Below are 12,486 nucleotides of genomic sequence, written 5' to 3' on the forward strand. Positions count from 1 at the left end.
GTCAGCGTCCGTAGCTCGCGGCATTCGCGAAGATGCCGGCTGAGAAGTCGAGGAGCGTCTCCATCATCCACGGACCGAAGATGAGCATCGCTGCGAAAACGCCGATGAGTTTTGGGACGAACGTGAGTGTCGCTTCATTCACCTGGGTAACGGCCTGGATGAGACTCACGACGACACCAATCACCAGCGTGGTCGCGAGGATGGGCGCGCCGACCAGCAACGACACGGTGAGTGCCTCTCTCATCAACCCGATTACGACGGCTTCATTCATCTCGGCATTCCTAGGTGGCGAAGCTGCCAACGAGTGAGCCGATGATCAGGTACCAACCATCGACAAGGACGAAGAGGAGGATCTTGAAAGGGAGCGAAACGATGACGGGAGGGAGCATCATCATGCCCATGCTCAGGAGGGCCGAAGAGACGATGAGGTCGATGATGAGAAAGGGCACAAACATCACGAATCCCATCTGAAACGCTGTTTTCAGCTCGGAGATGGTGAAGGCGGGCACAAGGACGTAGGTCGGGACATCGTCGATCGTCTCCGGCTTCTCGCTGTTGCTGAGCTTCAGGAAAAGGCCCAGGTCCTGCTGGCGGGTCTGCTTGAGCATGAAGGCGCGCAACGGGGCCTTCGCCGCGGTCGTAGGCCTCCTGCTGGGTGATGGTCCCGTTCAGATACGGTTGGACCGCCTCGTTGTTGATCTGCTTGATGGCGGGCGCCATCACGAAGGCAGTCAGGAACAGGGCGAGGCCGATCATCACCTGGTTCGGCGGCAGCTGGGGGATACCAATGGCGTTTCGAACGAGCGAAAGCACCACGATGATGCGCGTGAACGAGGTGACCATCACCAGGACGGCCGGGGCCAACGAGAGAACTGTGATAAGCAACAGCAGCTGGATCGCGGTCGAGACGTTCTGTGGGTCCTGGGTGTCGATGCCGCCCGCCGTCTGAGGCGCTGCCTGTCCCTGGGTCGTCTGGGCGGCGCAACTCGTGAGCGAGAGAAGTGCCACGCAGAGAAGCATGAGCACGAAGAAGAAGCGCCTGCGGTATGCGCGACCGGGCATTCGGCGAATCGCCACGGGCACCCCCTTCGTTGTCGACTCAGCGTAGGAAGAGGGCTCTGCGGCCAGTATTGGGGGATGCCTCTTGGCGACGCGGGCGAAACCCTGAGGGAGCAATCGGGGAGGCCTGATTCCTCGTCCACACCGCCCGGGCCAAGCGGCGAGCATTCACCGAAACTACGCCCTGTCGCGAGCGGTCACTGCTTCTGAATCGCGTCGTTCCTGGCGATGCGCCGTCCGTTTCATCTGATCGAACAACTGGGCTGCAAACTGCCCGAGCGGCGCCTCATCCGGGCGGGCAGCATCGGCGAACACGCGGGAGGCTTCGTCTTCGCTGAGTTCGTTCAGGAGCGTGAGTTGCTGGGCTGTCGCGCCGATCGCGATGACCCGGTCGCCCAGGGCGACAAGGTGGATGGTGCGGCCGTTGCTGATGGCGAGGGTGTCGATGACGCGGAGGAAGCCGGTGGCGCTCTTCGGGCCTGCGGTCTTCTTGCCCCACCAGCGCAACGCAGCGATAGAGACTGCGATGATGACGATGACCAGTGCCAGCCGCCAAGCGAGCGAGACGAGTTCGCCACCGCCCAGGCTGAAGCCAGACGAACCACCCGCCTCAGGTTGGGTTTCTGCCGCGGGCGCATCCGTGAGCAAGAACTGCCCGGCGTCGTTCGTGCGGATGACCGGGCTGTTCGTTACCGGGTCGGCCTGCGGGGCGAGCGTCGAAATGAAGACGAGCGAGCAGAGCATGGCGCCACCCAGAGCGGCGGCCCAGAGCAACTTCTTGCGGGTCTTCGGGTCGTTCATCCCGTGCGCTCTTCATCCTGGCCGCGGCGGATGACTTCGACCACGCGGACGCCGAAGTTCTCATCGACCACAACAACTTCGCCACGAGCGATGAGCCGGTCGTTGACGAGGATGTCGACCGGCTCCCCGGCGAGGCGATCGAGTTCGATGACTGAACCCGGCCCGAGCCCGAGGACTTCGGAGACCGTCAATTCGGTGCGGCCGAGTTCGACGGAGACGTTCATCTGGAGCCCGGCGAGGAGGTCGATCCCGGACCGTACACCGGAAGGTTCTTGTTCGGGCAGCGGGGCGAAGCGCGCCCGGCTCGCCGCCGGGCCAATCGGCGTTGGGCCACGGGGAGGCGGAGGAGGAGGCAGCGGCGCACTGCTGGAGCGGCCGCCGCCGATGGTCGCCAGCACCGGCTCTGGTTCGACTTCCAGGAGTTCTGCGGCCTCGAGGTCCTCCTGCGTCAGTTCGAAGCTGAAGGCGGGGGATTCCTCGACGGGCGCCGCCGAATCCGGAGCGGCCGGTGCCGCAGCACCAACCGCGCCATCCATGGCGGTCGCCATGATATCGAGGAAGGTTCCTGGTAAGACAAGGGAGACGGGAAGGATCTTCGCGCCGGCGAGCGTCCCGGTGAGGAGCATGCACGGATCGTCCATGCCTTTCAGGGTCTCGGGCATCGTGTTCGCCGAGATGTCGTCGATGGCGACGACGAGGCCCGAAGCCGACCTCCCGAACACCTGCGTGTTCATGGCCTGGATGACCTGCCCGAGGACCGTCGAAGAGATGACGATCGTCTGCTGTTCTTCGTCCTCCGGATTGTCGGCCTGGGAGTCGAGATACATCGCCGCGATCGTCGTCGGGAGGACCAGGTAGGCGGTGGCCGTCTGGTCCTGGTCGGTCGAAAGTTCGAGCGGCACCGTGATGTGGGGATCGCCGAACCTGGCGGTGATTTCATCTGGCATGACGAGGCTGGCGGCGACCTCGGAGAACAGCGGGGCCGACCCCAAAGCTGCCTTCAGGGCCGCGGACGCCGAGTCCCATGACTCGCGCCCCGTGGCATCGAGCGTGGCGGCCTGCGGCGGCGAGAGCAGTTGACTCAGGACTTCTTGGGGTTCACTCATGGCCGGGCCTCACTGCGTGATGAAGACTTCGAAGTAGATGGTCTCCACCTTCTCGTGCGGAAGGTGTTCGTTGATTGCCTCGATGAGCTCTTCCTTGAGCTTCTCCTTGCCTTCCACGGAAGAAACCTCATCCGCAGTGTGGGAGCCGAAAACCATTGCCACCGCATCCAGGATCTTCGGCATTTCGTGCTGGAGATGATGCGTGAACTCGATGTTCTTGGCGGTCAGGGCATCACCTTCAACGCCAAGCCAGGGATCCTCCGGCCTTTCGAACTCAAGCGCGATGATGGCCTTCACGTAGTTCGGAGCGGACGCGGGCGCCTTCAGGTTCAGGACCAGGCCTTCGGGGGCGTTGCCCGCCTTATGCTCGAGGGTGACCTCTCGCCCGAGAATGACGGTGGGGTGCGGCGACTCATCGATCTGTTCCTGCGTGATGACGGGCGCAGGTTTGGCATCCATGTAGTTCGGCTTGATGTAGAACCAGAAAGCGGCAGCGATCAGGACCGCTCCGCCGGCGAGGACCTTCTTGTCTTTGAACACGGCTAATTCCCCTTCACGCCTTGTAGCGATTTGCTGAGGTCTTCGAGCGTCGGGTAGAGGATCACGATGTCGGCACGGCGGTTGAGGGCCCGGCCTTCGGGGGTGCTGTTATCGGCGAAGGGGCGGGTATCGGCATATCCCGCCAGGAAGAGGCTGTTGGCTGTTAGGCCGCCCTGCTCGCGCATGAACCGCAGAACGCGCGAAGCACGCGCGGCAGAGAGTTCCCAGTTCGTCGCGAAATCGGCGCTGTTCACCGGGACGTTATCGGTGTGGCCTTCGATCCGCATTTCGTTCGGGAGGCCCTTCAGCGCCCCGGCGACCTGCATGAGGACATCCTGGCTGCCCGCTCGCAGGTCGGCGCTACCGGAATCGAACAGGAGGTTATCGGCAAGGCTGATGGTGATGCTGTCTGCATCGCTCCTGATCTGGATCTTGCCTTCAAGGTTGTTCGCCTCTGCGAAACCGCCCAGGCTCGCCTCCAGGGCGACCAGGTTGTTGGACTTGATCTCGTTGATGCTTGGCGTGATGCCGCCGCCGTTGTTGAGGACAGCCGAAGAACCGTTCGAGCCCTGGAGGACACCGATGCTGAACGCCTGCTCGATGGAGTTGTGGACCGACTGCAGCTTCTGAGGGTTCGCATCGCTGGTGGCATAGAGGACGACGAAGAGCGCGAACAGGAGCGTCAGCATGTCCGCATATGACACGATCCATCGTTCGTGGTTCTCGGCGTGTGCCGCCTCCGGGACCTTCTTCTTGCTCATGCCGCCTCTCGCATCGAGTCATCCTTCTTCTGACGCTGGTTCGGCTGGAGGAAGCCTTCCAGCTTCTCGCGCACGATGCGCGGGTTATCGCCAGACTGGATGGACATGAGGCCTTCGATGACGACGTTGAGGGCGTGCAGTTCGTGCTTGGAGTTGCTCTTCAGCTTGCTGGCGAGCGGGAGATAGAGGACGTTCGCGGTAAACACGCCGTAGAACGTGGCGACGAAGGCGGTGGCGATACCAGGACCGATGTGCTCCGGTTCATCCAGGTGGGCCATGACGCCCATGAGGCCCATAACGGCGCCGAGAACGCCAATCGTCGGGGCGATGCCTCCGAGGAATTCGAGGGCGGCGAAGTTTCCCTCGTGGCGGTGCTTCATGGCATCGGCTTCGATTTCCATGATCTCGCGGAGGAGTTCGGGATCCGTGCCGTCGATCATGAGTTGGACGCCCTTGCGGGTGAACGGGTCGTGGATCTTGTCGACGTCGGCTTCCAGGGCGAGAAGGCCCTCGCGCCGCGCCTTGTCGGCCATGGTGACGAAGAGGTCAACGGTCTCGGCCGAGTTGTGCCCGGCCCCGCCGAAGAACGCTTTCATGAGGAACTTCGGGAGGCCAACCATCACCGACATGGGCTGGGAGATCATCATCGCGCCGAACGAGCCGATGAAGACGATCATGAGGCCCGGGATGTTGAACAGGGCGCCCGGGTTGCCGCCTTCGAGGACGTTGCCGCCGATGATCCCGATGAATGCGAGAGCGAGGCCGATAACGGTTGCGAGGTCCATCAGGCGCTCCTCCGAACGGCCCCGACGGCCATCCTCCGGAACTCGGCGATCCGCTCGATGATGAGGTCGGGGCCTTCCGCGCAGACGTAGCGGTGCCCGTTCGTCAACGTCACGTGGGTATCGTGTGTCGCTTCGAGAAGTTCGATGAGGTCCGGGTTGAGGTAGAACACGGTCCCATCGATGCGGGTGAGCTGAATCATCCGGGCGACCTCGTCCCAGGGTGAGTTGTCACCCATTCTGGGGAGGGCGCTCCACGGGAGTTATCGGGGAAGGCCCCGTGGGCCGGGAACGAAGCCCCTAGCGGCGATGGGGAAAACCCGCGCCGTGCTCCACGCGCTGCACGAGCCTTTGACAAACAAAAACCCCCTCGAATCGAGGGGGCCAATGCTTCTTGAACCGCCCGGTTTCTAACTCTTAACGAGTGTGCGGAGACAACGTGTGCAGATGTTCAGGCGGATAGAGTCACCGCCAATATAGATCCGCTGTTTGCTCACATTGGGCTTGAACGTCCGCGACTTTTTCGTCGCTTTGCGTTCCCATCGCCCGCCGTGAGTGTGACGGATATGCCGTCCAAACATCGTTGTCTTTGCGCAAACATCGCAGGCGCCACTAGCCATGCGTCATCCAGCCTTACGTGCGAGAATCGAACGCTCATGCTAACACCACCCGCGGGTAACGGCCAAACGGACACCCCCGAGACTGGCCAGTGACGGCCCCTATTGCCACTGAAGATGCGCTCGACGGATCGGCCCTCCGCCAGGTCTTCGCCGCCGCCTCCGCTCATCTGAGAGCGTGCGCGAAGGACGTCGATGCGATCAACGTCTATCCAGTCCCTGATGGCGACACCGGCTCAAACATGTCTGCAACCCTTCGCGAGGCGATCGAACGAGCTCTCGCGCTCGACGGCCCGCCGGCCGTCGCCGTGGTGCTCACCACGATCGCGCGCGGTGCTCTTTACGGTGCACGCGGGAACTCCGGTGTCATCCTCTCGCAGGCGCTTCGAGGGTTCGCGGCGGGGGTGGGCGAACGGGATCGACTCGACGGCCACGCGCTCGCCGACGGTCTCGTGGACGCCGCGGCCCGGGCATACCGCGCCGTGAGCGACCCCCAGGAGGGGACCATGCTCACGGTCCTTCGCGCAGCTGGCGAAGGCGCCCGCCAGGCGGCCGAGGCACTGCCGGAAGGCGGCCGAGGCACCGGATGCGCGCGGGTGCTCGGTTCGGCCGTCGTCGCGGCGGAACGCGCCGAAGCGGCAACCATCGAGCAACTGCCGGCTTTGCGCGAAGCCGGTGTCACCGACGCGGGTGGCGAGGGCGTTTGCGTCATCCTTCGAGGCCTCCTCGCTGCTATCACCGGGGCGCCGGTCGCGGGTCACCTCAAACCTGCGGATCGGCCGATCGTGCACTCCGCAGGCCACGGAGGAGACGGCTTTGGCTTCTGCACGGAATTCCTCGTCGAAGCCGACGGCAGGGCGCTCGACCTCGAGAGTATTCGAGGACTCGCGGAGGCCGGTGGCAACCGCTCGGTAGTCGTCGTCGGCGACCCGGACCTGGTCCGCGTCCACGTGCACAGCCTGGCGCCCCAGGCACTTCTTGACGCCGCTGAGGTGGTCGGCCGGCTGGCACGTGTCAAGGTGGAGGACATGTCGGCCCAGAACGCCCGATTCCGCGAAGGCGGCTCGGGGGCGGGCGTGAAGGTGGCCTTGCTCGCGATGAGCCGCGGCGGCGGCTTCGACGAGATCTTCGAGAGCCTTGGGGCAACCGTGAGCGATCTCGGTGTCATCGAAAAGCCACCTGCCGGTCAGATCGCCGATACCGCGGACTCGCTCCGCGTTGCCGATGTTGTGGTGCTCGCCAACCACAAGAACGTCCTGCTCGCCGCCGAACAGGCGAAGGCTCTCGCCCGGTGCACCATTCACGTCGTCCCGACAACATCGCTCCCACAGGGTATCGCTGCGGCGATGGCGTTCGACTCGGAGGATTCTCCCACTGCGAACATTGAGGCAATGGCTGCAGCCGCCGATGCGGTAATGACGATTGAGGTGACGATCGCGGGCGCCACGCGCACTTCCGACGGCGTCTCGGTGAAGAAGGGGGAAGCGATCGTACTGGTCAACGGGAAACTGGCCGGCACAGGAACAACTCCCGGAGAAGCTCTCCTCGAAGGGCTGCGCCAGGCAGGACTGCGGCGCGGGAACCTGGTCACGATCTTCGCCGGTGAGGGCGCCCCAGAACATGAGCGTCTTTCTATCGCCGACCGGGTGCGTCAGCACCACGCCGGCGTGGAGGTCGAGTCGCTCCCCGGCGGACAACCCCTCTACCCATACATTGCCTCGGTCGAGTAACGTCGAGGCGGGAAGTCCACCAAGGGGAGGGGCCGAAGAATGCCTCGCAGCCGGATGCTCTCCAGAAAGCTGGCCATCGCCGCCAGCAGCGCGATCATGGTGGTCGTCGCCGCGTGTGGCGGCGATGGCGAACCCGCCTTGCCGACCGCCACACAGGCCAACGCCGGCGGGATCCCGGCGAAGCTGACCACGGTCACGGTCAGCGACAACAAATTCGCGCCGCTCAACCTCCAGATCCCCGCAGGCGCCAACGTCACCTGGAATTGGACCGGCTCGAACCCGCACCAGGTTGTCGGCTCATTCAACGGCCAGGAAGTGTCGTCGCCGAAACTCACGGGGACTGGCGTATTCCTCTTCAACTTCGCCAGTTCTGGCGTCTTTGAGTACCACTGCGGCGTCCACGGCGACGCCATGAACGGCACGATCACCGTCCAATGACCCGGCGGGCCGCCATGCCCGCATCAGGGGATTGTCATTCCTCCTCGCGATCTGTAGCCTCCCGCAGCCAAAGGGGGACACGGATGGCCATTGTACTTATTACCGGATGCAGTACCGGGATCGGATTTGAAACGGCGCTCCAGTTCGGGCGCTCCGGCAACCAGGTCTACGCGACGATGCGGAACCTGGACAAAGCTGGACCGCTCCGTGACGCCGCTCGCCACGAGAACCTCGACGTCCGCATCCACCAACTCGATGTCGACTCGCGAGTGTCCATCGACGCCGCGATCGCGGCCATCCTCGCGGAAGCGGGCCAGGTCGACGTCCTGGTGAACAACGCCGGGGTCACCGGCATGGGCTCAATCGAGGAGACGACCGACTCGGAACTCCACGCGGTCATGGAGACGAACTTCTTTGGCCCGCTGCGCGTGATTCGCGGCATCGTCCCAGCGATGCGGGAGCGCAGGTCCGGCACGATCGTGAACGTGACCTCGGTCGCCGGGAGGCTTGTCGCCGGGTTGGCATCCCAGTACCACTGCTCCAAGTGGGCCCTGGAGTGCGCGAGCGAGACGCTTGCCCTCGAACTCAGGCAGTTCGGAGTGCGGGTTGCGATCGTCGAACCCGGCTTCTTCGTTACACCGATCCTGGACAAAGCGGCCGAGGCATGGGGAGACAACGAGAATGCGCCCTACGCGGACCTCGAGCGCCGGATGCGGGATCTGTACGCCCAGGCAACGGTGGGGGGCGGCCATCCGTCAGTCGTTGCCAGGGCCATCGAGAACGCAGTGACGACGACCGAGCCCCGGCTGCGCTACCTCGTCGGTGCGGATGCGGAGTCGTTCGTCGGCGGCCGGCAGCGCATCACCGACGAGGAATACCTCGTGCTCGGAGAGGAACAGAGCGACGAACAGTGGTGGACGAGGTTCATGGAGATGTTCCCGATGCCCGTCGAAGCCTGACCGCGAGGGCGGACAGCGACCAGGCCGCGCGCCTGCGGCTAGCTGTACCGCTCTTCGCGCCAGGGGTCTCCATAGATGTGGTAGCCGTAAGTCTCCCAGAATCCGGGCTTATCACGGTCCAGGAATTGGATCCCGCCGATCCATTTCGCGCTCTTCCAGAAGTAGAGGTGCGGGATGACCATGCGAAGCGGCCAGCCGTGTTCCTTGCTGAGTTCCTCGCCGTCGTGCCTGGTGGCGAACATCACCTGCTCGCGCATCAGGTCTGCGAGGGGCACGTTCGTCGTGTAGCCACCGTAGGAGTGAAGCATTGCGTACTTCGCCTCGGGCTTGAGATTGATCTGTTCGAGCAGGGCCGAGAACGGGACGCCCTCCCAGGTATTGTCGTACTTGCTCCAGGTAGTGACGCAGTGGATGTCGTTGAACTCGGTGGTCTTCCTGAGCGCGGCGAACTGCTCCCAGGTGAAGCTCTTCTCCTCTTCGACGAGACCCCAGACGTGGAAGCGCCAGGAATCGAGGTCGATGCGCGGGACCGAGCCGTAGTGCAGGACGGGCCAACCTGTTGTGAGGTGCTGCCCCGGGGGCAGGCGGAGCTTGCCATCGGGCCGAAGTTCCCTGGTCGCTTGCTGAGTCATAGGTCGGAGTCTCCTGAGTGCGTCCATCGCCGCCGTCCCTATTCAGGGTAGCGGCTCGCATTTGCCCCGGACAAGACGCCCTTTCGATGCGAAACGGGGCAGGAAGGTACACTGGCTGGATGGAGAGCGCACCGACTCGCGAGGCACCGCGGCAACGCGCCGCCATCCGCCCCCAGGATGGCTGGTTCCTCGTGCTCGCCTTCGCCGTCATCGGCGCCGACCAGGCGGTGAAGTGGCTCATCCGCCAGACGATTGAGCGCGGCGACTCGCTCGCAGTGGTCTGGCCGCTGAAGCTCGTCCACGTGACGAACAGCGGCGCCGCCTTCGGCATGTTCCAGGGCGCTGGGCCGCTGCTCGTTATGACGAGCATCCTGGGGATGATCGCGATCGTCGTTTTTCTCTTCAACCCGTCGTTCGCGCACCCCCTGATGCGGCTCGGCCTCGCCCTGATGCTCGGCGGCGCGGTGGGGAACCTCATCGACCGGGTAAAGGACGGCGAAGTCGTCGACTTCGTCAAGGTGCCGAACTTCCCCGCCTTTAACGTCGCGGATTCGGCGATAACGATTGGAGTACTGGTACTGGTATGGGCGATGCTCCGGGAACCCCAGCCCTCGCAACCCGGCGACTGACCGCTCCTGCCGCGGGAAGGCTCGATGCCGTGCTCGCGGGCGCGTTCGATGACCTCTCCCGCGCACGAGTTCAGCGCCTGATCGAAGCCGGACACGCACGCGTGAACGGCTCCACGGCGCATAAAGCGCTTGCCATTTTCGAAGGCGCCGAGCTCGAACTCGATGTCCCCGAAACTCCCCATGAGAGCGTGCCGACCGGGCTCAAGCTCAAAGTGCTTTACGAAGACGACGCCCTCGCCGCCATCGATAAGCGGGCCGGCCTCGCCGTCCACGGAGCACCGGGGGATACCGGCCCGAGCGTCGCCGCCTGGTGGCTCGAACAGCTTGGAGACGCCGCGACGGCATTCGACGTGGAACGCCCGGGGATCGTCCATCGCCTGGACAAAGACACTTCCGGCGTGCTCATCCTCGCGAAGACGCCGCAGGCACAGGCAGCCCTCAGCGGCGCCTTCGAAGCCCGCACAACGAAAAAGACCTACCTCGCCCTCGTCGAAGGCGTACCCGACCGGCCCAAGGCGGTCATCGATGCTCCCATCGACCGCCACCCCGGGGACCGAATGCGGATGGCCATCGTGAAGCGCGGACGCGAAGCCCGCACCACCTACGAAGTGTTGTACACCGACAACCGCCGGGCGTTGCTCGAAGTCCGCCCTGAAACTGGCCGCACGCACCAGATCCGCGTGCACCTGGCGGCTGTGGGAGTCCCGGTCTGCGACGACGCGGTCTACGGGAAGCGCGAGCCGGGTGGCCGTCAACTCCTCCACGCCTACCAGCTTTCGATCCCGCACCCGGCCGGCGGCCGGCTGACCGTGACGGCGCCGATCCCGGCCGACTTCGACCACGCCGTTCGCGCCATCGGCGCGGAGACGCTAGCGTTGCACTACGCTCGCGCCGTCGAACCAAAGCTAGAACCGGACGGCGACTCCCATTCGTGACGTTGCCAAGTGACCGCTGATTCGCGCCCTGTCCGGACCCGCTACGCCCCCTCGCCGACCGGCGACCCCCACGTCGGGAATATCCGCTCGGCGCTCTTCAGCTGGGCCTATGCCCGGGCCAATGGTGGCGCCTTCCTCCTACGGATCGAGGACACGGACAGGAACCGCCTGGTGGAGACTTCGCTGGGCGCCATCATGGAGAGTCTTCGCTGGCTCGGCATCGATTGGGACGAGGGCCCGGAAATCGGCGGCCCGCACGAGCCCTACTTCCAGTCCCAACGCCTTCCCCTTTATCAGAAGGCTGCCGCCTCTCTAATCGACAAGGGCCGTGCATACCGCTGTTTCTGCACCTCCGAGCGGCTGGACCAGATGCGGGCCGCCCAGGCCGCAGCCAAGCAGCCGCCAGGTTACGACGGCACATGCCGCCGGCTCTCTCCGGAGGAGTCAGCCTCCCGCGCCCGGCACGAGCCGTTCGTGGTGCGCTTCGCAATGGACAGGGAAGGCCAGACGATCCTCACGGACATGATCCGCGGGGAGGTGGTCTTCGAGAACAAGCTGCAGGACGACTTCGTGATGGTGAAGTCCGACGGTTACCCGACGTACCACCTTGGGGTCGTCGTCGATGACACCGAAATGGAAATCACGCATGCCATCCGCGGGGACGAATGGATTTCGAGCGCACCGAAGCACATTCAGCTGTACGCGGCGTTAGGCTGGGAGCCACCGGTCTGGGCGCACCTTCCACTGATCCTCGGGCCCGACCACAAGAAGCTGAGCAAGCGCTCGGGCGACACCGCCCTGCTCGACTACCGGACGAACGGATACCTGCCGGAAGCGATGATCAACTTCCTCGCCTTCCTCGGTTGGTCGCTCGATGACCACACGGCTATCCTCTCGATCGACGAATTCAAGCAGCACTTCGACCTCGCCCGCGTGGTGGCGAACCCGGCGGTTTTCGACATTGACCGCCTGAATTACCTCAACGGACACTACATCCGCGAAATGGACGACCACCGCTGGCGCCGGACCATCGCCGAGTGGTGTGAGAAAGACCTGCCGGATTCGGTGAAGCGCCCGGTTGAGCCCGCCGTCATCGAATCGGTCGCACCGCTGTTGAAGGAGCGGACCGCGAAGCTCGCCGACATCGCGCCGATGGTCGAGTTCCTCTTCAGCTACGACGCACCGGAGTTCCCCGTGGAGACCCTGATAGAACGGGCCGGCGACGCGGCCACCGCTGTCCGCGTGCTCGACGTGGCGCTGACCAGCCTGGACGCAGTCCCCGACTCGGCATGGGATGTCCCGAATGTCGAAGCAGCCATCCGCGGCATGGAGGGCGCGCTCGACCTGAAGCTGCGCAAGTTTGTTTCGGTGCTCTACGTTGCCGAAATGGGGCGTCCGCAGGGTATCCCGCTGTTCGACTCGATCGTCCTGCTCGGGCGCGAGCGCGCCCTCCAGCGGATTCGGACTGCCCGCCTGCGCGTGGGTTAGCCCCGGGCG

The 12,486-nt window shown here is 64.4% G+C and carries 15 protein-coding genes and 1 pseudogene; 6 read left to right on the forward strand and 10 right to left on the reverse strand.

Translation table 11 applies throughout. From position 1 onward, the window contains the following. Nucleotide 1: 1 nt before the first annotated feature. The 9 genes and pseudogenes from fliQ to IPG14_RS02050 form a co-directional block, all read right to left on the reverse strand. Nucleotides 2-271, reverse strand: coding sequence for a flagellar biosynthesis protein FliQ (gene fliQ / locus IPG14_RS02010; RefSeq protein WP_343384847.1), 270 nt, complete (start codon nt 269-271; stop codon nt 2-4). Nucleotides 272-281: 10 nt separating this feature from the next. Then, a pseudogene (gene fliP / locus IPG14_RS02015) lies at nt 282-1,062 on the reverse strand (flagellar type III secretion system pore protein FliP). 174 nt (nt 1,063-1,236) lie between these two features. Beyond that, a complete protein-coding gene (locus IPG14_RS02020) occupies nt 1,237-1,860 on the reverse strand; it encodes a flagellar biosynthetic protein FliO (protein ID WP_343384849.1) in 624 nt (207 codons plus the stop codon). Continuing rightward, nucleotides 1,857-2,966 carry a flagellar motor switch protein FliN gene (gene fliN, locus IPG14_RS02025; RefSeq protein ID WP_343390739.1) on the reverse strand — a complete coding sequence of 370 codons (1,110 nt, stop codon included), beginning with the start codon at nt 2,964-2,966 and terminating at the stop codon, nt 1,857-1,859. Before fliN ends, IPG14_RS02020 begins: the two co-directional genes overlap by 4 nt. A 9-nt stretch (nt 2,967-2,975) precedes the next feature. Further along, on the reverse strand, nt 2,976-3,506 hold the full coding sequence (locus IPG14_RS02030; RefSeq protein ID WP_343384851.1) for a flagellar basal body-associated FliL family protein: 531 nt from the start codon (nt 3,504-3,506) through the stop codon (nt 2,976-2,978). Nucleotides 3,507-3,508: 2 nt separating this feature from the next. Then, complete coding sequence (locus IPG14_RS02035; protein WP_343390740.1) at nt 3,509-4,267, reverse strand: flagellar motor protein MotB; 759 nt, start codon at nt 4,265-4,267, stop codon at nt 3,509-3,511. Beyond that, on the reverse strand, nt 4,264-5,052 hold the full coding sequence (locus tag IPG14_RS02040; RefSeq protein WP_343384853.1) for a flagellar motor protein: 789 nt from the start codon (nt 5,050-5,052) through the stop codon (nt 4,264-4,266). Before IPG14_RS02040 ends, IPG14_RS02035 begins: the two co-directional genes overlap by 4 nt. After that, nucleotides 5,052-5,288 carry a flagellar FlbD family protein gene (locus IPG14_RS02045; protein ID WP_343384854.1) on the reverse strand — a complete coding sequence of 79 codons (237 nt, stop codon included), beginning with the start codon at nt 5,286-5,288 and terminating at the stop codon, nt 5,052-5,054. Before IPG14_RS02045 ends, IPG14_RS02040 begins: the two co-directional genes overlap by 1 nt. 171 nt (nt 5,289-5,459) lie before the next feature. Next, complete coding sequence (locus tag IPG14_RS02050; protein WP_343384855.1) at nt 5,460-5,669, reverse strand: bL28 family ribosomal protein; 210 nt, start codon at nt 5,667-5,669, stop codon at nt 5,460-5,462. Between the two features lie 89 nt (nt 5,670-5,758). Here IPG14_RS02050 and IPG14_RS02055 point away from each other — a divergent pair, with 89 nt between their 5' ends. The 3 genes from IPG14_RS02055 (at nt 5,759) to IPG14_RS02065 (ending at nt 8,793) form a co-directional block, all read left to right on the forward strand. Continuing rightward, the gene (locus IPG14_RS02055; protein ID WP_343390741.1) at nt 5,759-7,396 is read left to right on the forward strand and encodes a DAK2 domain-containing protein; all 1,638 of its coding nucleotides are present in this window, start codon (nt 5,759-5,761) and stop codon (nt 7,394-7,396) included. Between the two features lie 39 nt (nt 7,397-7,435). Further along, nucleotides 7,436-7,834: a cupredoxin domain-containing protein gene (locus tag IPG14_RS02060; RefSeq protein WP_343384857.1), complete on the forward strand. Its 399-nt coding sequence runs from the start codon at nt 7,436-7,438 to the stop codon at nt 7,832-7,834. 83 nt (nt 7,835-7,917) lie between these two features. Next, nucleotides 7,918-8,793 carry an SDR family oxidoreductase gene (locus IPG14_RS02065; protein ID WP_343384858.1) on the forward strand — a complete coding sequence of 292 codons (876 nt, stop codon included), beginning with the start codon at nt 7,918-7,920 and terminating at the stop codon, nt 8,791-8,793. 38 nt (nt 8,794-8,831) lie between these two features. On the opposite strand, the gene IPG14_RS02070 is transcribed toward IPG14_RS02065, so the two are convergent. After that, nucleotides 8,832-9,425, reverse strand: a complete 594-nt coding sequence (locus tag IPG14_RS02070) for a sulfite oxidase-like oxidoreductase (protein WP_343384859.1) — start codon at nt 9,423-9,425, stop codon at nt 8,832-8,834. A 119-nt stretch (nt 9,426-9,544) separates the two neighbouring features. Here IPG14_RS02070 and lspA point away from each other — a divergent pair, with 119 nt between their 5' ends. Genes lspA through gltX form a run of 3 tightly spaced genes read left to right on the forward strand, consistent with a single transcriptional unit; the run spans nt 9,545 to nt 12,477 of the window. After that, complete coding sequence (gene lspA, locus IPG14_RS02075; RefSeq protein WP_343387908.1) at nt 9,545-10,054, forward strand: signal peptidase II; 510 nt, start codon at nt 9,545-9,547, stop codon at nt 10,052-10,054. Continuing rightward, nucleotides 10,009-10,989, forward strand: a complete 981-nt coding sequence (locus IPG14_RS02080) for an RluA family pseudouridine synthase (RefSeq protein ID WP_343390742.1) — start codon at nt 10,009-10,011, stop codon at nt 10,987-10,989. The genes lspA and IPG14_RS02080 overlap by 46 nt, the downstream gene beginning before the upstream one ends. A 9-nt stretch (nt 10,990-10,998) precedes the next feature. Then, on the forward strand, nt 10,999-12,477 hold the full coding sequence (gltX, locus tag IPG14_RS02085; protein ID WP_343390743.1) for a glutamate--tRNA ligase: 1,479 nt from the start codon (nt 10,999-11,001) through the stop codon (nt 12,475-12,477). The last annotated feature ends 9 nt before the right edge of the window (nt 12,478-12,486 follow it).

Source organism: Candidatus Amarobacter glycogenicus, assembly GCF_016704105.1.
Lineage (GTDB): Bacteria > Chloroflexota > Dehalococcoidia > Tepidiformales > Tepidiformaceae > Amarobacter > Amarobacter glycogenicus.